Source organism: Streptomyces sp. NPDC002133, from assembly GCF_040296405.1.
Classification (GTDB): Bacteria; Actinomycetota; Actinomycetes; order Streptomycetales; family Streptomycetaceae; genus Streptomyces.
This window is the reverse complement of record NZ_JBEOXF010000027.1, coordinates 35,839-58,236: the sequence shown is the minus strand read 5'-3', so window position 1 is coordinate 58,236 and position 22,398 is coordinate 35,839. Positions and strand designations below refer to the sequence as shown.

General features: G+C 70.9%; 21 protein-coding genes and 1 pseudogene. 4 read left to right on the top strand and 18 right to left on the bottom strand.

Going from position 1 to position 22,398, the window contains the following annotated elements; genetic code table 11:
• Window positions 1–57 precede the first annotated feature (57 nt).
• The 10 genes and pseudogenes from ABT078_RS24080 to kdpF all read right to left on the bottom strand — a co-directional run bounded on the left by ABT078_RS24080 (window position 58) and on the right by kdpF (window position 9,377).
• A complete protein-coding gene (locus tag ABT078_RS24080; protein ID WP_351231014.1) occupies window positions 58–981 on the bottom strand; it encodes an LLM class F420-dependent oxidoreductase in 924 nt (307 codons plus the stop codon).
• A 66-nt stretch (window positions 982–1,047) separates the two neighbouring features.
• On the bottom strand, window positions 1,048–1,626 hold the full coding sequence (locus tag ABT078_RS24075) for a DUF6099 family protein (RefSeq protein WP_351231012.1): 579 nt from the start codon (window positions 1,624–1,626) through the stop codon (window positions 1,048–1,050).
• A 125-nt stretch (window positions 1,627–1,751) separates the two neighbouring features.
• Window positions 1,752–2,123 (bottom strand): nucleotide pyrophosphohydrolase, encoded by a 372-nt coding sequence (locus tag ABT078_RS24070; RefSeq protein ID WP_351231010.1) that lies wholly within the window; start codon window positions 2,121–2,123, stop codon window positions 1,752–1,754.
• Window positions 2,120–3,312: pseudogene (locus ABT078_RS24065) on the bottom strand (AAA family ATPase). Before ABT078_RS24065 ends, ABT078_RS24070 begins: the two are co-directional and overlap by 4 nt.
• Window positions 3,313–3,368: 56 nt before the next feature.
• On the bottom strand, window positions 3,369–3,785 hold the full coding sequence (locus ABT078_RS24060) for a cell division protein SepF (RefSeq protein ID WP_351231007.1): 417 nt from the start codon (window positions 3,783–3,785) through the stop codon (window positions 3,369–3,371).
• A 151-nt stretch (window positions 3,786–3,936) separates the two neighbouring features.
• Entirely contained in the window at window positions 3,937–4,620 is a 684-nt protein-coding gene (locus ABT078_RS24055; RefSeq protein ID WP_351231004.1) for a response regulator, read from the bottom strand.
• Window positions 4,621–4,751: 131 nt separating this feature from the next.
• Window positions 4,752–5,465, bottom strand: a complete 714-nt coding sequence (locus tag ABT078_RS24050; protein ID WP_351231002.1) for a potassium-transporting ATPase subunit C — start codon at window positions 5,463–5,465, stop codon at window positions 4,752–4,754.
• A gap of 5 nt (window positions 5,466–5,470) precedes the next feature.
• On the bottom strand, window positions 5,471–7,618 hold the full coding sequence (gene kdpB / locus ABT078_RS24045; protein WP_351231000.1) for a potassium-transporting ATPase subunit KdpB: 2,148 nt from the start codon (window positions 7,616–7,618) through the stop codon (window positions 5,471–5,473).
• Window positions 7,615–9,279: a potassium-transporting ATPase subunit KdpA gene (gene kdpA, locus ABT078_RS24040; protein WP_351230998.1), complete on the bottom strand. Its 1,665-nt coding sequence runs from the start codon at window positions 9,277–9,279 to the stop codon at window positions 7,615–7,617. Before kdpA ends, kdpB begins: the two co-directional genes overlap by 4 nt.
• A gap of 8 nt (window positions 9,280–9,287) precedes the next feature.
• Complete coding sequence (kdpF, locus tag ABT078_RS24035) at window positions 9,288–9,377, bottom strand: K(+)-transporting ATPase subunit F (RefSeq protein ID WP_063785316.1); 90 nt, start codon at window positions 9,375–9,377, stop codon at window positions 9,288–9,290.
• A 280-nt stretch (window positions 9,378–9,657) separates the two neighbouring features.
• On the opposite strand from kdpF, the gene ABT078_RS24030 reads away from it, so the two are divergent.
• A complete protein-coding gene (locus ABT078_RS24030; RefSeq protein WP_351230995.1) occupies window positions 9,658–9,846 on the top strand; it encodes a hypothetical protein in 189 nt (62 codons plus the stop codon).
• 244 nt (window positions 9,847–10,090) lie between these two features.
• Here the strand turns inward: ABT078_RS24030 and ABT078_RS24025 are convergent, their stop codons facing one another.
• The 3 genes from ABT078_RS24025 to ABT078_RS24015 all read right to left on the bottom strand — a co-directional run bounded on the left by ABT078_RS24025 (window position 10,091) and on the right by ABT078_RS24015 (window position 11,909).
• Window positions 10,091–10,258, bottom strand: a complete 168-nt coding sequence (locus tag ABT078_RS24025) for an SRPBCC family protein (protein ID WP_351230993.1) — start codon at window positions 10,256–10,258, stop codon at window positions 10,091–10,093.
• Window positions 10,259–10,353: 95 nt separating this feature from the next.
• Window positions 10,354–11,451: an XdhC family protein gene (locus tag ABT078_RS24020; protein WP_351230991.1), complete on the bottom strand. Its 1,098-nt coding sequence runs from the start codon at window positions 11,449–11,451 to the stop codon at window positions 10,354–10,356.
• A 176-nt stretch (window positions 11,452–11,627) separates the two neighbouring features.
• Window positions 11,628–11,909 (bottom strand): hypothetical protein, encoded by a 282-nt coding sequence (locus ABT078_RS24015; protein WP_351230988.1) that lies wholly within the window; start codon window positions 11,907–11,909, stop codon window positions 11,628–11,630.
• 489 nt (window positions 11,910–12,398) lie between these two features.
• Here ABT078_RS24015 and ABT078_RS24010 point away from each other — a divergent pair, with 489 nt between their 5' ends.
• Window positions 12,399–12,992, top strand: coding sequence for a GNAT family N-acetyltransferase (locus tag ABT078_RS24010; RefSeq protein ID WP_351230986.1), 594 nt, complete (start codon window positions 12,399–12,401; stop codon window positions 12,990–12,992).
• Window positions 12,993–13,156: 164 nt separating this feature from the next.
• Here ABT078_RS24010 and ABT078_RS24005 read toward each other — a convergent pair whose 3' ends face one another.
• The 3 genes from ABT078_RS24005 to ABT078_RS23995 form a co-directional block, all read right to left on the bottom strand.
• Entirely contained in the window at window positions 13,157–13,465 is a 309-nt protein-coding gene (locus ABT078_RS24005; protein ID WP_351231085.1) for an isochorismatase family protein, read from the bottom strand.
• Between the two features lie 317 nt (window positions 13,466–13,782).
• Window positions 13,783–14,139, bottom strand: a complete 357-nt coding sequence (locus ABT078_RS24000) for a VOC family protein (protein ID WP_351230984.1) — start codon at window positions 14,137–14,139, stop codon at window positions 13,783–13,785.
• A 12-nt stretch (window positions 14,140–14,151) separates the two neighbouring features.
• Window positions 14,152–14,358 (bottom strand): cold-shock protein, encoded by a 207-nt coding sequence (locus ABT078_RS23995; RefSeq protein ID WP_351230982.1) that lies wholly within the window; start codon window positions 14,356–14,358, stop codon window positions 14,152–14,154.
• Window positions 14,359–14,621: 263 nt separating this feature from the next.
• Here ABT078_RS23995 and ABT078_RS23990 point away from each other — a divergent pair, with 263 nt between their 5' ends.
• Both ABT078_RS23990 and ABT078_RS23985 read left to right on the top strand, forming a co-directional pair.
• On the top strand, window positions 14,622–16,568 hold the full coding sequence (locus ABT078_RS23990; RefSeq protein ID WP_351230980.1) for an ABC transporter ATP-binding protein: 1,947 nt from the start codon (window positions 14,622–14,624) through the stop codon (window positions 16,566–16,568).
• Window positions 16,569–16,748: 180 nt separating this feature from the next.
• Complete coding sequence (locus ABT078_RS23985) at window positions 16,749–17,117, top strand: hypothetical protein (protein WP_351230978.1); 369 nt, start codon at window positions 16,749–16,751, stop codon at window positions 17,115–17,117.
• A 162-nt stretch (window positions 17,118–17,279) separates the two neighbouring features.
• On the opposite strand, the gene ABT078_RS23980 is transcribed toward ABT078_RS23985, so the two are convergent.
• Window positions 17,280–18,047: an NPP1 family protein gene (locus tag ABT078_RS23980; protein WP_351230976.1), complete on the bottom strand. Its 768-nt coding sequence runs from the start codon at window positions 18,045–18,047 to the stop codon at window positions 17,280–17,282.
• A gap of 266 nt (window positions 18,048–18,313) precedes the next feature.
• Entirely contained in the window at window positions 18,314–21,394 is a 3,081-nt protein-coding gene (locus ABT078_RS23975) for a glycoside hydrolase family 3 protein (protein ID WP_351230974.1), read from the bottom strand.
• Window positions 21,395–22,398 lie beyond the last annotated feature (1,004 nt).

Below are 22,398 nucleotides of genomic sequence, written 5' to 3'. Positions count from 1 at the left end.
GCTCCAGGTGAGCTGGGGTGGGGTGAGCGAGGTGAGGGGGGTGGGGTGAGGAGGGGATCAGCCGAGCTGGGACTGGACCTGGGAGGAGATGAGCTCCAGGTGGTCGAGGTCGTGCAGGTCGAGGACCTGCAGATAGACGCGGGAAGAGCCGGCCGCGGCGTACCGGCCGAGCTTGTCGACGACCTCCGCGGGCGAGCCGGCGAGGCCGTTGGTCTTCAGCTCCCCGACCTCGCGTCCGATGGCGGCGGCACGCCGCGCGACCTCCGCGTCGTCCTTGCCGGCGCAGACGACAAGGGCGTTGGAGTAGACGAGGTCGTCCGCCTTGCGGCCGGCCGCCTCGGCGGCGGCGCGGACCCTGCCGAACTGCCGCTCGCTGTCCTCCACGGACGCGAAGGGCATGTTGAACTCGTCCGCGTACCGGGCGGCCAGCCGGGGGGTGCGGGTCGCACCGTGGCCGCCGATGAGCACCGGGACCCTGCGCTGGGCGGGCTTGGGCAGGGCGGGCGAATCCTGCAGCTGGTAGTACGTGCCCTCGTAGCTGAAGGTCTTCCCCGTCTCCGTGGCCCACAGGCCGGACACGATGGCGAGCTGCTCCTCGAGCCGGGCGAACTTCTCCTTGGGGAAGGGGATGCCGTACGCCTTGTGCTCCTCCTCGAACCAGCCCGCACCGAGACCGAGCTCGATCCGGCCGCCCGACATCCGGTCGACCTGGGCGACCTGGATGGCGAGCACTCCGGGCAGCCGGAACGTGGCGGCGGTCATGAGCGTGCCGAGCCTGATCCGCTTGGTCTCGCGAGCGAGCCCCGCGAGGGTGATCCAGGCGTCGGTGGGGCCTGGGAGGCCGTCGGCCGAGCCCATGCGCAGATAGTGGTCCGAGCGGAAGAATGCGTCGAAGCCGAGGTCCTCGGTCGCCTTGGCGACCATCAGCAGGGTGTCGTAGGAGGCCCCTTGCTGGGGTTCCGTGAAGATTCGAAGATCCATGCCTCCATCCTGCACCGTCGTGCGCGGGTCAACCTCTCGATGCGGGTCGGTACGGCCCGTCCGGCCTCAGGGCGAGCTCGTCGCCGAGTCCGGATCGACCCTGCGGCCCTCGCGGTCGCCACGACCCTCCCGGTCGCCACCGCCTGCACGGCCCCCGTCCCGGTCGCGGTCCGGATCCCGGTCACAGACCCGGTCGCGGTCGCGGTCGCGCAAGGAGAGTCTTCGCAGCATCGCCCGGACGCGGTCGTTGGATTCGTCCGTGGCGTCGATCGCCTCGATGCACTGCCAGTAGAGGCCCTCCTCGTCGGTGGCACAGGCGACGCCGACGAGGGCTATGCCGATCTCGCCGAGCAGCGCGCTCAGGAGAGTCAGCGCCCGGCGTGGATCGGTGACTTCGCTGAGCTGCGCGGCCCGGAGGCTGCCGACACCGAGCAGAGGGGGATCGGCGAACCCGCCGCCGCGACCGCCCGCCTCGCTGAGGCCGCGGGCCTCTCCGCGCAGCTCCTGGGGCCCGCACAGGGCCAGTTGCGTTCCGACCGCCTGGGCGAGGGCCTGCGCCTGCCAGGCCTCCGCCACGATGTCCAGCGCGACACGGCTCTCCGCCAGTGCGTGCCGACCGGCCGCGATGAGCCGCTCCGCTTCCATGTACGACGCCCCCGTTCGTACGAAATTCCGCCCAATCAGTCACTACCCAGAGTGAAGGTCGTCCAGACGAAAAGCCAGGGGAATTCGGAAATCTGTGGACAGGAAGCGGGTTGGGGAAAGGTCGATCACTCCGAAGAGTGACGGTCTGCTCGTGAGGGTCCGTCCGACGGCCGTTCGGCCGCCGGGAATCGCAGTTCGTTCCGGTCGATCTTCGCGGCGAGAGCGGCCAGCGCGTCGACGCCGAGCACCTCGCAGAACTGCAGCAGATAGGCGAGAACGTCGGCCACCTCGTCCGCCACACGGTGGGCCTTCTGCGGGTCGTCCATCACCCGCGCGGACTCCTCGGGCGTCAACCACTGGAAGATTTCGACGAGTTCGGCCGCCTCGACGGTCAGCGCCACCGCGAGGTTCTTCGGGGTGTGGTACGGCCCCCAGTTCCGGGCGGCCGCGAACTCGGCCAGTCTGCGCTGCAGTGCCTTCACGTCCAGTTCTGTCACGGCACCAGGTCTACCACCGACACTCCCTCGATCTCCCGGGCGGATGCCCCTCGGTCGGGGTCGCTCACGGTGCCCAGCAGCCGGAGATGGCCGTCGGCGCAGACCGAAGCGGCCAGGGAGGCCAGTTCGGCGATCTGGCGGCGGTCCAGGCAGCGGTCGAAACCGTCGGCCAGGACCGTGAGGCACTGCAGTGCCCTGGGGACCTCCGCCGCCTGGTCCACCGCGAGCACGCCGGGACCCGTGAGCAGGACCAGGGCGAGCGCCAGATAGCGCAGTTCGCCGTCGCCGAGCCGCCCGAGCGGTGTGGCACCGCCGGCGGCCCGGCCGAGGACCGCCCGTACCGTCCCGTCCGCGAGCTCCTCGACGCCCACCTCGGACACCGGGCCCGCGCAGCCCGCCCGGGCGACGGCGGCGAGCCGGGCATGGCGGCGGACGCACTCGCTGCGCGTGCGGTGGAGCACCGCCGCGATGTTGTCGCAGCCCCGTCGCAGCCGCCCCTCACCCGGCGGGACCGGCACACGCATCGACCGCGGCTGCGGGTCGCACGCGAACACCGACCGCAGCGCCACCACCACCTGCTCGGCGGCGGCCAGCACTGCGCGCTCCCCGTCCGTCCTGCCGGAGACCCGCAGCGGCAGCAGCGCCGTGCCGAGCCGGTCGTCGGGAAGCGGGGCGCGGGTGACCCGGACGGCGCCCGCCGTGTGCCAGGCGGCCTGCACACAGGGGCGGGCGGGGTCGCGCAGGGCCGTGCTCAGCAGAGTCCGTCCGCCGCTCGTCAAACGCTCGCCGACGATGCGGAGTTCCGGTTCGGCCTGTACGGCGAGGTCGAGGCGCACGGAGCCGGCGGGCCCGTGGACCGTGCAGCCGATGCGGAATCCGCGCCGGCCCTGCGCGTCCGCCTCCGCGCGCTCGGGGACACAGCCCGCGGGGTCGGGGAAGGCCTCGCCCAGGTCCGCGCCCGAGCCGAGTCTGGCCAGCGCCTCGTACGCCCGCAGGGCGCTCGACTTGCCGCTGCCGCTCGGCCCGGCGAGCAGCGTCACCGGCGCGCCGAGCGGAAAGGCCGCTCCCGGTGCGAGGCGAAGGCGGAGAGCCGCAGCTCGGTGACCACGGGGAGAGCAGCGGCCACATGGGGAGCGCAAGAGGAATCGACGGCCGCGGACGCGGGAAGTGTGCTGGTCGGTGCGTTCATAGAGGGGACGCTACGCAGGGCCGCGCGCGACGAACCGTTACGCCGGAAGGGGCTTCCTACGAATGGGGGACGGCCGCTCCTGCGATGCCTTCGACCTCTGTGCCGAGCGGTGCGAGCAGGAAGACGTTCCGGTCCACCCGGTGCATCCCGCAGCCCAGCCCGAACACGACACCGCTGCTGAAGTCCAGGATGCGCTTGGCCACTTCGGCGTCCGCGCTCGTGAGGTCCAGCAGCACCGGGATCTGCGCGGTGAGGTACTCGGCGACCTCGCGCGCGTCGGCGAACACCTGCACCCGCAGGACGACCATGCGGCGCTGCTCGGCCGCCTCCGCGGCCGAAACGCCGTAGCGGTCCCGCGGGATCGTGTCGTGGTCGACTCTCGACGGCCACTCGTTGCGACCGCGCAGTGGAACGACCTGGGCCAGGCCCTCCCACTGCTCGTCGGTGACGTCGTACCTCTCGTACCTGCTCATGGGACCATCCTCGCGCCCCTCACCCGTTCGGCCCAACACCGACACGGCGCGACAGGTCCCCGTTCTTGACGACCGCTCGGTGCCCGGACGCCCGGTCCTCGAACGCCCAGTGCCCGAACGCCCGGTCCCCGGCCTCTCGGTCCCCGGACCCTCAGCCCTCGAAGCGGTAGCCCATGCCCGGGGCGGTGATGAGATGCCTCGGGTGGGAGGGATCCGATTCGAGCTTGCGCCTCAACTGGGCCATGTAGACGCGGAGATAGTTGGTCTGCGTGCCGTACGCCGGCCCCCAGACCTCCTGGAGCAGCTGCTTCTGGCCCACGAGCCGGCCGCGGTTGCGGATCAGCACTTCGAGCAGATGCCACTCGGTGGGGGTCAGCCGTACGTCACGGCCCTGCCGTTGGACCTTCTTGGCGAGCAGGTCGATCGTGAAGTCCTCGGTCCTGACGGTCAGCGAGCCCTCTCCCGGGACCGCGGCCGCGGTCCGGCGGGTCGCCGCACGCAGGCGGGCGAGGAGCTCGTCCATGCTGAACGGCTTGGTGATGTAGTCGTCCGCGCCCGCGTCGAGGGCGGCGACCTTCTCTTCGGAGGTCCGCCGCGCGGAGACGACGAGGACGGGCACCTGGGTCCAGACGCGCAGGGCGTGGAGTACGTCGATGCCGTCCATGTCGGGCAGGCCGAGGTCCAGGAGTACGGCGTCCGGCGTGGACTCCCCCGCGATGCGCAGGGCGGAGGCCCCGTCGGTCGCGGCGTCCACATCGAACGTGCGGGCCTTCAGGTTGATCACGAGAGCCCGTACGAGCTGCGGGTCGTCCTCGACCACCAGCACCCGGGTCATCGGTGTGCCTTTCTGTAGTACGGCCCCGGGCAGCAGGCCGCTGAGGTTTCCCAGCTGCCCGCTGCCCGGGGTTCGATCACTTGCCGGTCACCGCTCGATCACTGCTCGATCACTGCTCGATCACCGTCGGCTCACTTCTCGGTGAGCTGCTTCAGCGCGATGTTGAGCTCGAGCACGTTGACGCGGGGCTCACCGATGAAGCCGAGGGTCCGGCCGCTGGTGTGCTCGTCGACGAGCTTCTCGACCTGCTTGACATCGAGGTTGTTCTTCTCGGCGACCCGGTGGACCTGGAGGTCGGCGTACTCCGGGGAGATGTCCGGGTCCAGGCCGGAGCCGGACGAGGTGACGGCGTCGGCCGGCACGTCCGCGGGCTTGACCTTGTAGGTGGCGGTGGAGTTGTCCTTGATCACGGCGGCCTTGGCACCGAGGACCTGGGCGCAGAGCGTGCCCTCCTCGGCGTTCTCCGGGCACTTGCCGTCGACCGCGCCGTTGTCGCCGGACCGGTTCGTCGCGCCGGACAGGAGCAGCGAGTACTGGGTGTTCACGCTGTTGCTGCCGAGGCCGTTGGACGGGCGCGGCTGGAACCACTTGAGGTCCGCGACCGACGCCTCCTCCGCGTCGTCCGGGTTCTTCTTCGGCAGGTAGTAGGTCTGGCCGATGAGTTCGGAGCCCACCACCTTGTCGTCGACCTTGATCTCCGAGCCGTTCGCCTTGTTGCTGAACAGGCCCTGGGCGACGCCCGTGATCACCAGCGGGTAGATGACGCCCGTCACCAGGGTCAGGACGAGCAGGGCACGGAGCCCGGCTCCGATCAGCCGTGCCGCGTTTCCGAATGAGTTGTTCATGGCGATCAGCCGATTCCGGGGATGAGGGAGATGAGCAGGTCGATGATCTTGATGCCGATGAACGGGGCGATGAGGCCACCGATGCCGTAGATCCCGAGGTTGCGGCGGAGCATCTTGTCGGCGCTCGTCGGCCGGTACTGCACGCCCCTGAGGGCGAGCGGCACCAGCGCGATGATGATCAGCGCGTTGAAGATGACCGCGGACAGGATCGCGGACTCCGGCGAGGACAGCTGCATGATGTTCAGCTTGTCCAGGCCCGGGTAGACCACCGCGAACATCGCGGGGATGATCGCGAAGTACTTCGCCACATCGTTGGCGATCGAGAAGGTCGTCAGCGCGCCGCGCGTGATGAGGAGCTGCTTGCCGATCTCGACGATCTCGATGAGCTTGGTCGGGTTGGAGTCGAGGTCCACCATGTTCCCGGCCTCCTTGGCGGCCGAGGTACCGGTGTTCATCGCCACACCGACGTCCGCCTGGGCCAGCGCCGGGGCGTCGTTCGTACCGTCACCCGTCATCGCGACGAGCTTGCCGCCGGCCTGCTCCCGCTTGATGAGCGCCATCTTGTCCTCGGGAGTGGCCTCCGCGAGGAAGTCGTCGACGCCCGCCTCTTCGGCGATCGCCTTGGCGGTCAGCGGGTTGTCACCCGTGATCATGACGGTCTTGATGCCCATGCGGCGCAGCTCGTCGAACCGCTCCCGCATGCCGTCCTTGACGACGTCCTTGAGGTGGATGACGCCCAGGATGCGGGCGCCGCCCTCGGGGTCCTCGGCCGCGACGAGCAGCGGCGTGCCGCCGGCCTCGGAGATACGGTTCGCGACCTTGTCGGCGTCGTCGGCGATCTGGCCGCCGCGCTCCTGCACCCAGGCGATGACCGAGGCCGCGGCGCCCTTGCGGACCTTGCGGCCGTCGACGTCCACGCCGGACATACGGGTCTGGGCCGTGAACGGCACCCACGTGGCGTGGGCCAGCTCGCCCTGGTGGCGCTCGCGCAGCCCGTACTTCTCCTTGGCGAGGACCACGACCGAGCGGCCCTCCGGAGTCTCGTCGGCGAGCGACGAGAGCTGGGCGGCGTCCGCGAGCTCGGCGGCGGTGGCGCCGTCGACCGGGACGAACTCGGCGGCCTGGCGATTGCCGAGGGTGATGGTGCCCGTCTTGTCGAGCAGCAGCGTCGACACGTCACCGGCGGCCTCGACGGCACGGCCGGACATCGCCAGCACATTGCGCTGGACCAGTCGGTCCATACCGGCGATACCGATCGCCGACAGGAGTGCGCCGATCGTGGTCGGGATGAGGCAGACCAGTAGCGCGACGAGCACGATCATCGTCTGCGGGGCGTCCGCGTAGGTCGCGAACGGCTGCAGGGTGACGACCGCGAGCAGGAAGACGATGGTCAGCGAGGCGAGCAGAATGTTCAGCGCGATCTCGTTGGGCGTCTTCTGGCGCGCGGCGCCCTCGACCAGATTGATCATCCGGTCGATGAAGGTCTCGCCGGGCTTGGTCGTGATCTTGATGACGATCCGGTCGGACAGCACCTTCGTGCCGCCGGTGACGGCCGAGCGGTCGCCGCCGGACTCACGGATCACCGGAGCCGACTCACCCGTGATGGCGGACTCGTCCACCGAGGCGACGCCCTCGACGACGTCACCGTCGCCGGGGATGATGTCACCGGCCTCGCAGACCACGAGGTCGCCGATGCGCAGCTCGGTGCCCGGAACGCGCTCCTCGGTCTTGCCGTCCTTGGCCAGGCGGCGCGCCACCGTGTCGGTCTTGGCCTTGCGCAGGGTGTCCGCCTGCGCCTTGCCGCGGCCCTCGGCGACGGCCTCCGCCAGGTTGGCGAAGATCACGGTCAGCCACAGCCAGGCCGTGATGGCCCAGCCGAACCAGTCGCTCGGGTCCGAGATCGCGAAGACCGTGGTCAGCACCGAGCCGACCAGGACGACGAACATCACGGGGGACTTGATCATCACCCGGGGATCGAGCTTGCGGACCGCGTCCGGGAAGGACTTGATCAGCTGCTTGGGGTCGAACAGACCCGCTCCGACACGCCCGGCGTCGGGCTTGTGCCCGGTCGGGACGTCCTGGTGCGGCGCCCGGGTGGGTGTGGCAGTGGACATGGAGCCGGGCTCCTCTTGCTTCTTTACGTTGGTGGTCATGACGCCAGCCCCTCGGCGAGCGGACCCAGCGCCAGGGCCGGGAAGTAGGTCAGACCGGTGACGATCAGGATCGTGCCGACCAGCAGACCCGCGAAGAGCGGCTTCTCGGTCCGCAGCGTTCCGGCGGTGGCGGGTACCGGCTTCTGCTCGGCGAGCGAGCCGGCCAGCGCCAGGACGAACACCATCGGGAGGAACCGGCCGAGCAGCATGGCCAGACCGATCGTGCTGTTGAACCACTGGGTGTCGGCGTTGAGACCCGCGAACGCGGAGCCGTTGTTGTTGGCACCGGAGGTGTACGCGTAGAGGATCTCGGAGAAGCCGTGCGCGCCCGAGTTGGTCATCGAGTTGCCCGGGGTCGGCAGGGCCATCGCCGCGGCGGTGAAGCAGAGCACCAGCGCCGGGGTGACGAGAATGTAGAGCGCCGCCAGCTTGATCTCGCGGGTGCCGATCTTCTTGCCGAGGTACTCGGGCGTACGGCCGACCATGAGGCCCGCGATGAAGACCGCGATGATGGCCATGATCAGCATGCCGTAGAGGCCGGAGCCGACACCACCGGGAGCGATCTCGCCCAGCTGCATGCCGAGCAGCGTGATGCCGCCGCCGAAGCCGGTGAACGAGGAGTGGAAGGAGTTCACCGCACCGGTCGAGGTGAGCGTGGTGGCGACCGCGAAGAGCGACGAGGCGCCGATGCCGAAGCGGGTCTCCTTGCCCTCCATCGCGCCGCCGGCGACCTCGAAGGCCGGGCCGCGGCCCGCGAACTCGGTCCACCACATCAGAACGGTGAAGCCGATCCAGATGATGGCCATCGTCGCAAGGATCGCGTAACCCTGCTTCACCGAGCCGACCATCTTGCCGAAGGTGCGGGTCAGCGCGAACGGGATCAGCAGGATCAGGAAGATCTCGAAGAGGTTCGAGAGCGGGTTCGGGTTCTCGAAGGGGTGGGCCGAGTTGGCGTTGAAGTAGCCGCCACCGTTGGTGCCCAGCTCCTTGATGACCTCCTGCGAGGCGACGGCGCCGCCGTTCCACTGCTGCGAGCCGCCCATGAACTGGCCGACCTCGTGGATGCCGGAGAAGTTCTGGATGGCGCCCATCGCGACCAGGAGGATCGCGCCGATCACGGAGATCGGGAGCAGGATGCGGAAGGTGCCGCGGACCAGGTCGGACCAGAAGTTGCCCAGCTCACCGGTGCGGGAGCGGGCGAAGCCGCGCACGAGGGCGACGGCGATCGCCATGCCCACGGCGGCGGAGACGAAGTTCTGCACCGCGAGGCCGCCGGTCTGGACGACGTGGCCCATGGCCTGCTCGCCGTAGTACGACTGCCAGTTGGTGTTCGCCACGAAGGACGCGGCGGTGTTGAACGCCTGGTCCGGGTCGATGGCGGAGAAGCCGAGCGAGCCGGGCAGGCTGCCCTGGACGCGCTGCAGCAGGTAGAGGAAGAGGACGCTGACGGCGGAGAAGGCGAGGACGCCGCGCAGATAGGCGGGCCAGCGCATCTCGGCGGTCGGGTTGGCGCCGATGGCCTTGTAGATCCACTTCTCGGCACGCAGGTGCTTGTCGGAGGAGTAGACCTTGGCCATGTAGTCGCCGAGCGGACGGTACGCCAGCGCGAGCGCCGCGATCAGCGCGAGCAGCTGGAGCACACCAGCAAGAACGGGGCTCATATCTGTGCTCAGAACCTCTCCGGCTTGACGAGGGCGAGGACGAGATAACCCAGAAGGGCGACGGCCACGATGAGGCCGACGATGTTTTCGGCGTTCACAGCTTTGCCACCCCCTTGGCGACGAGAGCCACCAGTGCGAAGACCGCGATCGTGGTGACGACGAAGGCCAGGTCGGCCATCGTGTGCTCCTAGATTTGAGGCTCGGAAATTCGGATCGGACTGTTAGAGGAAACCCCGGGACGGGGGCACTGAGCGCACCGTTGACGGTGCCCTTACGGTCACTGACACGTCCTTGACGCGACTCTTACGCGTGTCGCCGTCGCCCGGGGAAACTCGCAGGCAGGGCGCACGCCGGTGGGCCGGACGGGTGCACCGCGGCATGCGGAACGGCCGGCCGGTCACCGCTGAATCGGCCAACCCGGCGCTGTGGCGCCGCCTGGACGAGGACGCGCGGACGTGTGTGGAACACGGGACGCTGCTGTGCGGGGCGACGGCCCTGCGGCAGCTGTCCGAGCGCATCGACCGGGAGACGGCGCGGACGGTCTTCAAGGTCTCCGGCCTGGAGTAGGCCGGGCAGCGTGGCACCGGCCTGGAGCGGGAGGACCATCTCTCCGAACCGGAGCAGAGCATGGCGCAGAATCTGTACAGATCTCTACAACTCACACCCAAATCACCTTGATCTTCCGGAGTAGGGCGGTGGCCGGGAGACCGGTGCGGACCGGCACGGCCGTCGCGCCGCCGAGCCGGGGCGAGCGCGGGCGTCACGGTGGAACGTGCCGTGCCCTGGTCGCGCGCCTGCTTGCCGCCGACGGTCAGCACCATCCGGTGCGCTTCTCGTCCCGCTCGTCGAAGAGGGCGGTGCCGCGGTAGGTGAGCCTGATCGGGCGGAGCTCGACCTTTGCCGTGCCGCTGATGGCCTCGCCGTCGTAACTCTCGCCCTCGTACGACTCACAGTCGCCCCTGGCGTACAGGCGCGACACCTCGGTGTCGAGGAGCGCGCGTCAGGCGGTGTCGCCCGGGACGGGAACGGTGAATGCGTGCCGGAGTTCCACGGGCCTCGCGTCCTGTCAGGCGTTCAGGCCGGGTGGATCGCCCCCGCCGTCGCGGTCAGCGGCGCGCCGCTGCCGCCCCAGCGCAGCGCGACGATCTCCGCGGCCACGGACACGGCCACCTCCTCCGGGGTACGGGCCCCGAGGTCCAGGCCCACGGGTGAGCGCAGCCGCGCCAGTTCCGTCTCGCTCAGCCCGGCCTCCCGCAGTCGTTTCATGCGGTCGTCGTGGGTGCGGCGGCTGCCCATCGCTCCGATGTACGCGGCCTCGCGGCGCAACGCCTCCTCCAGCAGCGGCACATCGAACTTCGGGTCATGGGTGAGGACGCAGATCACCGTGCGTGAGTCGGTCTCGGTGGCACCCAGATAGCGGTGCGGCCAGTCGACCACGACCTCCACGCCCTGCGGGAAGCGCTTGGGCGTGGCGAAGACCGGGCGGGCGTCGCACACGGTGACGCGGTAGCCGAGGAAGTCCCCGATGCGGGCGACGGCCGCCGCGTAGTCGATCGCGCCGAAGACGAGCATCCGCGGCGGCGGGGCGAACGACTGCAGGAACACGGTGACGGCGTCCTCGCGGCGCTGGCCCTGCGGGCCGTAGTGCCGGAGCCCGGTCGCTCCCTGCGCGAGCTCGCCGCGCGCGTCGGCGGTCACGGCCGCGTCGAGGCCGGGTGCGCCGAGGGTGCCGGCGACGGTGTCCGGCCACACGGCGAGGGCGGCTCCGCGAAGGGCCGGGCCGTCCGTCACCGACGCCACCGTCACGGGGCGGTGCCCCGCGACCGACTCGGCGACCGCACCAAACCCCGGGTCGGTGTCCGGCGCCACCCGCCGGACGAGCAGGGTGATCGCGCCGCCGCAGGTCAGACCGACGGCGAACGCGTCCTCGTCGCTGTACCCGAAGGTCTGCAGCCGCGCCTCGCCGTCGGCGACGACCTCCTTGGCGAGCTCGTAGACCGCGCCCTCCACGCATCCGCCGGACACGCTGCCCAGGACCTCGTCGTCCGGCCCCACGGCCATCGCCGCGCCCGGGCCGCGGGGGGCACTGCGGCTCACCGCGACGACCGTGGCGAGCCCGAAGGGTTCGCCGGCCGCGTACCACCGGCTCAGCGCGGGAAGGATGTCACGCACGCTCGGCTCCTCTCACGGACGTCCATGCCTGTCCGGGTCCGTGCGACGGGCCTTCTCCGGACGTGCCCGGCACCGTCCGGTCGCCCCGGGGGTCCGCCCTCAAGCACCGGTCGGGCTCACCGAGAACCGGGACCGTGCAGCCGCCCCCGGTATCCAGCCTCGAACACCGCACTCGCTCACCGCGAAGCGGAACCCTCGAACTCCTCGTCGACGCGGTCGACTTGATCGACCAGCAGCGCGGAAGGCTGGGTCTGCGGGGCCGGCAGCAACCGCCGTTCGAACAGGACGGGGAACCTCCGGTCGTACAGCCCGCCCTCCAACCGCGCGGCGTCGGTGCTCCCGGCTGCCTCCGCGGCCCGCGGGTGCGGCAGCTGCCGCGAGAAGTCCCCGTCGTACGGGGTTTGCGAGGCGTCGACCCCCTCATGGCGCTGGAGCCGGACGAGCGGCGCGCCCAGCATGTCGGCGAGTGCCCCCGCAGCGACGTCTCGCCCACACCCGCGTCGCCCCCGCAGAAGACCGGCCGGTGCAGCTCGAGCGCCTGACAGCAGGCGATGATCAGCCCTTCGTCCATGGGATACCCGCCGCCCTCCAACCGCCTCCGCACCTCGTCCGGTCCGACCGTCACCGAGATACGGGTCATGAGCCCTCCCCGGGGCCCGGGCAGGGGGTACCAGTCGATTTGTTGTTGCCTATACGACTTTAGGGCGGCCGGGACACCCCCGCGACCGCGTGCGTCCGCGGCTGACCGGCTCCCCTGACTCCTCGCCAGGGGGTCCTCCACGGTCCTGACCCGGGCCGTCAGTGAGTGCCCGCCCGGGATCGTCGGGGCGCGTCGGCCCCGCGTCGCGGTCGGCAGTCCGACGCCGACGAAGCGGTGGACACGGTCCGCGCGGGATCGCGCGGCCCGGTTCCCGCATGGCGCGGACTCGTGGTGCGACGATCTGCGAATGAGCGATGCCGATGCCCATGCCCCTTCCCTCGCCTCGGCCTGGTGGCCGGCGCGGCTGTACACGGAGCGGCTGGTGTTGCGACCGGTCGGCGGACAGGACCTCCCCGTGGCCGAGGTCCTGTGGCGGGACGAGAGGGTCCGGGCCTATCTCGGCGGGCCCGTCAGCGAGGAGAGGATCGCGATCCGGCGGGCCTACCTGCCGGTCGCCGTGGGCGTGTTCGCGGTCGCCCTCCGGGAGACCGGGGCGACGATCGGCCTGGTCACGGTCGACCCGCGATCCTCACGGGGCGCCACGGAGGTGTCGTACCAGTTGCTGCCGGATTCCTGGGGCATGGGCCTGGGCCGCGAGGCGGTGGGAGCCGCGGTGGGCTGGGCACGGGAGAGCGTGCCGGGCTCCGGCCGGGTCGTGGCCGTGACCCGTGCGGCGAACCGGGCGTCGTGCAGGCTGCTGGAGGCGATCGGTATGCGCTGCACCGACGTGCTCGTCGAGTACGGAGAGCGCCAGGCCGTCTACCACACGGACCCGCCGCCTCCGCCCCTCGGCCGCGACACGGTCCCGGTCGTCAACGGACTGCTGCCGGGCGCCGCCTGAGCCGCTCGGTCGTCGATGCCGCCGCCTTCGCCGCGTCCGAGGTCCGGCGCCACCGCCGTCGCATCCCTCGCGAGCCGGGTCAACGGCCGGCGGGTACGGAGCGGAACTCCTCGGCCGTGGTCGGCAGGGCGTCCCCCGCAAAGCGAAACGCGGCCGGCGAACGCTCACCGGCCTCCGCGTCGCCGGCTCCGCAGGCGTCCGTGGCGACGACCGGGACGTGTCCCAGGTCGGCCGCATGCTGGACGGTGGCTCGACACCGATCTCCAGGGCGACGACGCCGATGAGACGGCGGCGGTGGTGATCCCGCAGTCGTGCAGCGCGATGTCGAGCCAGGTGCCCTCGAAGGCCGACATGATGATCTTGTCGATCACGGCCTCGCGGTGCGTGGGCAGCAACTCGGGGACGAGCTGTGTCCGCGGAGCACCCGGCGGGAAGGGCGAGACACGTCCGCGGCTCGTTCGACCCGCTGCCAGGCCGCCACATGCGCAGGCGGGAGGCGCCCATCAGGTCGACGGGAAGCGTGACGTGACGCAGGAACTGCGTGCGGACCCCGCAGGCGCGGGCGGCCTCGACGAACTCGACGGCCCGGAGGACGACACGGTCGCGTCCGCCGATCTGGTCCAGGACGCCGGTCCGCATGTCGTGGACCAGCAGCGCCGCACGTCCGCGGATCGCGCGCCTCTACGAGCGAACGCGAAACACGAGCCCCTCTCGGTCCTCGAGCCCCTGGTGGCTCCAGCCCTAGTGTCCGGCGGCAGCGCCACGGAGCCCCGGCGGCGCCGGGGCTCCCTCATGGACCGAGGCTGTGGGCGACCGGGTGCAGCGGCTGGTAGAGCGGGAGTTCGCACCCGCTCGGCATACGCACCGCCGCGAGCCGCCCCCAGCCCTGTTCGCTCACCGGCTGTGTGATCTCGACACCGTGCTCGGTCAGCTTCGCGAGTACGGCGTCGAGGTCGTCGCACATCAGGTAGAACCCGGTCTGCGCCGGCCCCTCGGTCGGATGCACCGCGATCTCCGCCGGCGGCAGCTTGAAGATCAGCCAGCCGTGCCCTGCATCGACATGCGCAAATCCGAGCACGTCCCTGATGAAGGCCCGGTCGGCGTCGGCGTCCTGGCTGTAGAGGATGACGTGTGCGCCACTGAACACGGCAGCGCCGCCCTAGGTCAGACGGACGACATTGTCCGCCTGGGGACCTTTGGGGCCCTGGCTGACGTCGTACTCGACCTTGTCACCCTCGTCCAGCTGCTTGAAGCCGGTGCCCTGGATGGCGGAGAAATGGACGAACACGTCCGGGCCGCCGTCGTCCTGCTCGATGAAGCCGAAGCCTTTGTCCGCGTTGAACCACTTCACCTTGCCTGTTGCCATGCCGCCAGTGTTCACCACACGACCCCGGCGTCCGCGGCGTGACACGCGCTCACGCGGAGCACCGGTCGTTCCGGACCAGGTACGCGTGCAGCCGTGAGGCCGTGGACCATGGCGCGGGTCCGGCGGTCGTGCGCCACACGTCGACCGCGGCGCGCAGTGCCTCGGTACCGACGGCTTCGAACCGGCCGTGCCGGGCCTGCTGATCCGCTTCACTGAGGGCACGGCAATCCGTCAGCCCGTCATGGCATCCCACGAGGACATTCATGGACACCCAGCCGGACACTCAGCGGGAAACCCCGCTGGACACTCCGTCGCACACCAAGCCGGCCCCCCAGCCGGACACCAAGCCTTACCTCGGATCCGCGCACACGCCGCGGACCCCTCCCGTTGACGGTGACCCGGCTGCCGCCGGCCCGCCTGCGTGGCGCGTGTTGCTGGGCTACGTACGCCCGTACCGGCACTGGCTGTTGCTGGGCGGGCTGCTGAGCCTGGTCACCGGTGCGACCGGGCTGATCCTGCCGCTGGCCGCCAAGCAGCTGGTGGACAATCTGGGCGCGGACAGGCCGGTGACCGGCGCTCTGCTGCTGATGACCGTGCTGGTCGTCGCCAACGCAGGGATCGGGGCGCTCGGGGGGTTCGTGCTGCGGCGCACCGCCGAGTCGGTGGTGCTCACCGCGCGGCGGCGGCTCGTGTCCCATCTGCTGCGCCTGCGCATATCCGCCGTCGACCACGCCGAGCCCGGTGATCTGATGTCCCGGGTCACCTCCGACACGACGCTGCTGCGCGCGGTGACCACCGACTCCCTCGTGGGCGCAGTCACCGGAAGCCTCACGCTGGTCGCGACCGTGGCCATGATGGGCGTACTCGACCCGGTACTGCTGGCCGTCACGCTCGGCGTTCTCCTCTTCGCCGGTACCGTCATCGGGGTCCTCGTCCCCAGGATCAACCGGGCCAGCAAGCGGGCCCAGGAATCGGTGGGCCTGATGGGCGCCGCGCTGGAGCGGATGCTCGGTGCGCTGCGTACGGTCAAGGCGTCCGGGGCCGAGCACCGAGAAGAGGAGGCCATCCACCGGGCCGCCACCGAGTCCTGGCGGTCCAGCGTGCGCGCGGCCAAGTGGGCGGCGCTGGCCGGGAACACCGCGGGCCTTGCCTCGCAGATCGCGTTCCTCACCGTCCTCGCCGTCGGCGGCTCCCGGGTGGCGTCCGGAGCGATCGACGTGGGCACGCTCATCGCTTTCCTGATGTACGTCTTCTATCTGATGCCGCCGATCCAGCAACTCGTCGGCGCCGTCACCGAGTACCAGGTGGGCGCCGCGGCGGTCGGCCGCATCCAGGAGGCCGAGCGGCTGCCGACCGAACCGCTGAGCAGTTCCGCGGCGCTGCCGGCGTCCGGTTCCGAGCCCGCCCGCCTGGCCTTCCGGGACGTGCACTTCCAGTACGCGCCGGACCTGCCGCCGGTGCACCACGGGGTGGGTTTCGCCGTCCCGCCGCGTGGGATGACCGCCTTCGTCGGCCCGTCGGGGGCGGGCAAGACGACAGTCTTCTCCCTCATCGAGCGGTTCTACGAGCCGACGTCCGGCACGATCCTCCTCGACGACCGGGACCTGCTGTCCTGGAAGATCCCGGAACTGCGGGCCGCGATCGGTTACGTCGAACAGGACGCTCCCGTGCTGTCCGGGTCCCTGCGCGACAACCTGGCGCTCGGCGCGCCCGATGCCACGGAACACGACCTGCGGGAGGTCCTTCGCACCACCCGCCTCGACGGCCTCGTCGCCCGGCTGCCCAAGGGCCTCGACACCCTGGTCGGCCACCGCGGCACAAAACTCTCCGGAGGCGAGCGCCAGCGCGTCGCCATCGCCCGCGCTCTGCTTCGCCGTCCCCGACTGCTCCTCCTCGACGAGGCCACCTCGCAACTCGACGCGGTCAACGAGGCGGCGCTGCGGGACACCGTCGCCGAGGTCGCCCGCACGACGACCGTGCTCGTGGTCGCGCACCGCCTGTCCACGGTGACGCTGGCCGACCGGATCGTCGTCATGGACGGCGGCACGGTCCGGGCCGTCGGCACCCACGCCGAGCTGGTCGGCTCCGATCCGCTGTACGCCGAGCTCGCCACGACCCAGTTCCTGGCCGCCACCGACGCCGGCCCCGGTGTCTACGGCCCCGGTGTCGACGGTGCCGTTGCCGCCGACCCCGCTGATACCCACGGTTGAGCCGTCCTGAGCATGTGTCCCCAGGACCGGCATCGGCACGACGCCGTCCACGGAGGGTTGTCGCTGCGTCGACTCGCCCTGCCTGGCGTGCCGTCGGCGCGAGCGATCGCGCGGTCGAACGACTGACCGGCTGACCGGCCGCCGACAGGACACGACTTGGTGGAGAGACGGTGGAACGTCATGACCTCCTGCGTGGAGCAGTCATCAGCACCTCGGCGGCGGCCTTCGGCGGCCGCCCTGCCCGGTCGGTCGCCGACCCGCCCCGTCGGTCGGTCCTACTGCGCGTACGGCTTCGGCTACTTCACCTACTTCGCCGAGGCCCTGCGCGAGCGGGCCGGGATCCGTGACCCGGTCGGGACGGTCAGCCACGGTCACCCTGCACTTCGCGCCGGATGCCCGGCTGCCGGCGGTCGAGGCGGGGAGGCCGGTCCGGTCGCCGTGGTGCAGCCGGCGGCGAGGGCGATCCCGAGAGCCAGGGCGCCGAGCCTGCCGGGCATGGTCGTGGCGCGGCGTGAAGAGGTGGAGCGCGAGGTCATGCCCTCGACATGATCAGCACGCCCGGCGGTGTGTCCAGCACCGCCGTCGATCCCGGATCGACCGATCTTCGACATCGTCGCTGCTCATGGAACTGACAGGGGCATCCGGGGTGATGTGCCACTGTTGCGGAAGAATGACGGTTCGGTCGTTCCGGGATCGTCTTCAGGGCAGCGGTCAGGCGTTGGGGTCGAACGGGATGCCGGCCGGCTTGGCCTCCGCGAGGTGGCTGTTGAAGCTGCCGTCCTTGAGCCCGAAGTGGGCACTGCCGAAGTCGGCCTGGCTCAGCTTGTCGCGGAGACCCGCGGGGTAACCGTTCCAGCCGATCAGCTTGGGGAACTGCCAGCCGTGGTAATGGTTCTCCGGCGGCTCGTCGTTGGAGTTCGCGGGGCGGAAGCAGTGCGTGCTCGCGCCGTCCTTGTGGTAGACGATCTTGGGGTGCGTCCCGTCCCACCGGATCTGGTCACGGCCGTAGATGTTGAAGTCGCCGTGGGCGGAGGTGGAGACGTACTGGGCCTGGTTGTTCTGCACCCACACCACGACGTGCTCCCAGTCGTGGCGGTGCCCGCCGAGGCTGATGCCGGGTATGGCCTGGTCCTTCTCGAAGTAGAGGCCGTAAATGATCGCGCACCAGCCGTTGTTGCACTTGTAGCGCGCGTATCCGTTGGTGTTGTCGAGGTCCCAGGAGTCGCGGCAGCTGCCGTTGAGGGCCCCGGTCGGGTTGAGGCCGGGGTTGATCGTCCCGTCGGGGCCGATGGCGGGAGTGGGGTAGCAGCCGTCCGTGTCGTAGTCGTACGCCGGCTGGAAGGACTGCTCCAGCCCGTCCGCGTTGGCGGGCAGGGCCGGCGGCGGAGCGGCGAACGCGCTGCCCGGGAAGGCGACGACCAGCGCGAGGGCGCTGCCGACGACGAGCGAGGCCTTGCGGATGCGGGAGCTTTTCTTCACTGCGTCCTCCTGGTCGACGGCCGGCGTGGAGCGCCCGTCATATTGGCATGCTCAGCTCAGCCTGTCCGCACTCGTGCACACACCGACCGTCGACAGGTGTCGCGGCGATGAAGGGTCCACCAATACAAGGGGGTTGGGGAACGGTCAGGGACGCCGGCCGCGATGCACCCGGACCCGCGGCAGCGTCGCGTCCGGTGCCACGGCGAAGGGCCCGACCCCACCGGGTCGGGCCCTTCGTCCGGAGCGCGCGAAGGTGCCCGGAGACGTCAGCCGGCCGCCCCGGCGGCCCGGTGGGCCGCGGTGAGCTTGGCCACCGCGCCCGTCAGGTCGCCCGTCAGGAACAGGTGGTCGGCCTCCGCGAAGGGCTTGGCCACCGCAGGCGTGATGCGCTGCCCGATCCGGTGCTGGGCGATCTCCCGCGCCTTGGTGGCGATGGCGCGGCCCGCATCGGACGTGGCCCCGCCCGCCCTCTCGACGAGCGCGGCGGCGACCGCCAGGGCCCTGAGCGTGCGCTCGCCGCCGGCCGGGGCGGAGCCGAGCGTCGTGAGCCCCCAGCCGTACGGGAACTGCGGGTCGTACGCCGTGTCCCCCACGTTGATCGGGATCTGGGACTCGGACCTGGGCCAGGTGACCGGGAGTTGGCCGCTGAAGGCGCGCTTCCCGTACAGCACGTCCGCGACGCCGTCGCCCTCGGTGCCGGGCAGCCAGGAGGCGACCAGGGCGTCGATGTCGCCGAGGCGGTCGCCGATGAGCTGCGGACGACCGGACACCACGAGGACCGCGCACTTCATGGCGGCACAGACCTTGTCGACCACGGCCTTGTCGGCGGCCGACAACTCCAGGTCGTGTCCGTTGCCGACGTCGCCGATGCCCTCCGCGTACGGGGTCTCGCCGACCACGACGACACCCACGTCATGGCCGTCCAGGGGCGCCGACGCGTCCTTCGAGTGCGTGACGGTGCCGGGCGCGGCCTTCTCCATCGCGGCCAGGATCGTCGTCCCCTGGGTGCTCCTCCCCGACGAGCCCTGCCAGCTGACCGTCCAGCCGCCCGCCTGGTTGCCCAGGTCGTCGGCGTTCGATCCCGCGACGTACACCTTCTGTGAGGGCTTCAGCGGCAGCAGACCGCCGTCGTTCTTCAGCAGCACCTGGGACTTGGCCGCCGCCTCCCGGGCCACCGCCCGGTGTTCGGCGGAGCCGACCTTCGCCGGACCCGAGGTGTCGGAGTACGGCTTCTCGAAGAGACCGAGCGTGAACTTCTGCTCCAGGATGCGGGACACCGCGTCGTCCACCCGGGCCTGCGGGATGCGGCCCGCCCCGGCCTCCGCCACGAGCGTGCGGTGGAAGTCCTGGTACGCCGTCGGCACCATGATCATGTCGAGGCCCGCGTTGACCGACGTACGCACGTCGCTCGCGTAGTCGCCCGGGATCTGGTCGATGGCCTGCCAGTCGCTGATGACGAAGCCCTTGAAGCCCATGCGGTCCTTCAGGACACCGTTGATCAGCTCGGCGTTGGCGTGCATCTTCACCGGGCCCGCGTCGTCGCCGACGATGTCGACGGAGGAGTACGAGGGCATGACCGTGCCCACTCCGCGCTTCACCGCGTCCTCGAACGGGGCGAGGTGGACGGCCTCCAGCTCCTCGCGCGTGACCTTGGTGATGCCCTGGTCGATCGTGTACGAGCCGGTGGTGGACGAGCCGAACTCGGTGCCGCCGTCGCCGACGAAGTGCTTGGCCGTGGCCAGCACCTTGTCGTTGCGCTTCAGGTCCTTGCCGTTCGCGGCGCCCTGCATGCCGCGGATGACCGTCTCCATCGCGGTGACCAGTGCCGGGTCCTCGCCGTACGCCTCGTACGAGCGGCCCCAGCGCTCGTCGCGCGTCACGCACAGACAGGGCGCGAAGTCCCAGGGGATTCCGGTGGCACGCACCTCGGCAGCGGTGACGGCGCCCGTCCGCTCGGCGAGCCGGGGGTCGCGGCCCGCTCCGATGCCGATGTTGTGGGGCATGATCGTGGCGCCGACAACGTTGTTGTGGCCGTGGACGGCGTCCACCCCGTAGATCAGCGGGATCTGGAAGCGGGTCGCCTGCGCGCGCAGCTGGTACGCGTCGATCATCTTCGCCCAGGCCTCGGGGGCGTTGGGTGTCGGGACCGAACCGCCGCCGGAGAGCAGCGAGCCGAGGTCGTACGCCGCGATGTCGCCCTGCGCCTTGAGCGCGTTGCGCTCCGCCTGGGTCATCTGCCCCGCCTTCTCGGCCAGGGTCATCCGGGAGAGGAGGTCGGCGACCCGCTTCTTCACGGGCAGCCGCGCGTCCAGATACGGCAGGCCGTGCGCGTCGATCACGACCTGCGGGTTCTCTGCGGGCGCCTTCGCCCCGGAGACCGTCAGCTTCAGCGGGACCGTCTCGGCGGCCTCGGCCGAACCGTCCTTCAGGGTGGGCACGGTGACGGTGCGGGAGGTCCCGGAGGGCGTCCCCGCGGGGAAGGTGACCGTGCCGGTCACCGCCGTGTAGTCCTTGCCGGCGGTCGCGGTGCCGCCGTCGCTGGCGTACTCGACGGTCACCGGCTCCTCGATCGGGGCGGAGCCCGTGGTCGCGACGGTGATCCGGACATCGGCCGAGCCGCCCTCGCCGACCGGGTGGACGGCGGCGTCGGTGACGACCTTGGCGGTGAGCGCCGGGTCGGCCTTGCCGTACAGCTCGACGCCGTCGAGGGCGAACTCGCCCTGCTGCCCGACCGGGAGGGTGAGGGCGTAGCCCCAGATCTCGTTCAGGCCGAGCACCTGGTCGATGCCGCCGACCGGCTGGTAGTCGGTGCGGTACTCGAACTGCGAGAACGGGATCTCGACGAGATGCCAGCCCTCCCAGTCGTCGGTGAAGGACGTGGTCCAGAGCTCGGACGCCTCGCCGTTGGCGCCGCCGTCCTTGAGCTCGAAGTTGATCCGCTTGCCGGAGCCGGGCGGCAGGGGCGCGGTGTTCTGGCCGTACCACCAGAAGCGGATGCCCTGGTGGGCGGTCCAGTCGTGGGCGGGCTCGGCGAAGGCGAAGTCGTGGGTGAATCCGCCCCAGCCGCTGATGTCGTACGAGCCCTTGAGGACCTTGGCGCCCTCGGGGGCGTCCGGGCGCTCCTCGAAGGCCAGCCGGGGATGGTCGTCGGCGTCGCTGCCCCAGGTGAAGATGCCTTCGGCGGGCGGGTTGGCGAAGGGCACCTCGCCCTCGAAACGGTCGACCGCGACCGGGGGCGGTTCGTCCGCAGCGGCCGTGGCCGCCGAGGTGAGAGGGAGCAGTCCGGTGAGGACACATGCGGACACGAGCACGGCGGTTCGTGCGAACCGGGGTCTTGCTTGGTGCATGGGGCTTCCTCCGAGGACGACGCCGGCTTCATTTCACGGGGCGCGAGTCAACTGGCCTGGACCATTGCCGTCAAGACTTCACACCAAACACGTGACAGAGCCAAACCTCGGAGTCTCGTGGGGAGTTGTTCGTTCAGCCTTTGAACACGATGCCCGCCGAACGGCTCACCTTCCGTCGGTCCTCCGTACCCGGGCACCGGAACGACGTCGCCGCTCCCGGTCGTCCGCCGTCACCCCGATCCGGGGTCCTCGGCCGCGTACGGCACCAAGGTGCTGCTGTTCCCGTCGACCGCGAGGGGCCGGCCGAGCGATGGCACCGCGCGCCGTGGTCTGTCGAGGCGTTCGCAGATACGGCGGCCCTCCCGATGGAGGCGGCGTCACGGCTGTCGGTCCAACGCCCCTGCCTCCACACGTCCCCGGAGACGGTGGCCGCGGAGGAGCACTTCGCCACCCGGACGCCAGGCAGGTGCTCTCCTGGGACCACGCGGGCTTCGTCGTCGACGCCCCGCCCATCGCGTATCCGGCGTCCGCGGTCGGCATGGCGGGGTCCGGGTTCGCCACGGTCGCAGACACGGACACGGGCGAGGCGGGGCTTCTCGGCCGCAAGGGCGGCCGGGGGGTTCCACACCTGCGACCAGGGCTGAGGGGACCTGGGCCGCCAGGTCCCAGGGGGCCGCCGCTGCCGCGGGGAACAGGGCGAGGAGCAGTCCGACCGAGCTGCTCCGCGCCCTGCCGCGCGCGGCGAGGGCCTCATCCGCGGCTGCGGTCTGGTCCCGGCGTAGTGGCGCTCCGTCCCGACGGACGAGTGCGGGGCGGGCCTCCGTCCCCACAGACGAGTGCGGGGCAGACCTCCATCCCCACAGACGAGTCCAGGGCAGACCTCCATCCCCACGGACGAGTCCGGGGCAGACCTCCATCCCCACAGACGAGTCCAGGGCAGACCTCCATCCCCACAGACGAGTCCAGGGCAGACCTCCATCCCCACGGACGAGTCCAGGGCAGAC

Bases quoted from the DNA above. Each gene is read 5' to 3' on its own strand.
- ABT078_RS24080 (WP_351231014.1), bottom strand. From the start codon at position 981: ATGGATCTTCGAATCTTCACGGAACCCCAGCAAGGGGCCTCCTACGAC.
- ABT078_RS24075 (WP_351231012.1), bottom strand. From the start codon at position 1,626: ATGGAAGCGGAGCGGCTCATCGCGGCCGGTCGGCACGCACTGGCGGAG.
- ABT078_RS24060 (WP_351231007.1), bottom strand. From the start codon at position 3,785: ATGAGCAGGTACGAGAGGTACGACGTCACCGACGAGCAGTGGGAGGGC.
- ABT078_RS24055 (WP_351231004.1), bottom strand. From the start codon at position 4,620: ATGACCCGGGTGCTGGTGGTCGAGGACGACCCGCAGCTCGTACGGGCT.
- ABT078_RS24050 (WP_351231002.1), bottom strand. From the start codon at position 5,465: ATGAACAACTCATTCGGAAACGCGGCACGGCTGATCGGAGCCGGGCTC.
- kdpB (WP_351231000.1), bottom strand. From the start codon at position 7,618: ATGACCACCAACGTAAAGAAGCAAGAGGAGCCCGGCTCCATGTCCACT.
- kdpA (WP_351230998.1), bottom strand. From the start codon at position 9,279: ATGAGCCCCGTTCTTGCTGGTGTGCTCCAGCTGCTCGCGCTGATCGCG.
- ABT078_RS24030 (WP_351230995.1), top strand. From the start codon at position 9,658: ATGCGGAACGGCCGGCCGGTCACCGCTGAATCGGCCAACCCGGCGCTG.
- ABT078_RS24015 (WP_351230988.1), bottom strand. From the start codon at position 11,909: ATGCTGGGCGCGCCGCTCGTCCGGCTCCAGCGCCATGAGGGGGTCGAC.
- ABT078_RS24010 (WP_351230986.1), top strand. From the start codon at position 12,399: ATGAGCGATGCCGATGCCCATGCCCCTTCCCTCGCCTCGGCCTGGTGG.
- ABT078_RS23995 (WP_351230982.1), bottom strand. From the start codon at position 14,358: ATGGCAACAGGCAAGGTGAAGTGGTTCAACGCGGACAAAGGCTTCGGC.
- ABT078_RS23990 (WP_351230980.1), top strand. From the start codon at position 14,622: ATGGACACCCAGCCGGACACTCAGCGGGAAACCCCGCTGGACACTCCG.
- ABT078_RS23985 (WP_351230978.1), top strand. From the start codon at position 16,749: ATGACCTCCTGCGTGGAGCAGTCATCAGCACCTCGGCGGCGGCCTTCG.
- ABT078_RS23975 (WP_351230974.1), bottom strand. From the start codon at position 21,394: ATGCACCAAGCAAGACCCCGGTTCGCACGAACCGCCGTGCTCGTGTCC.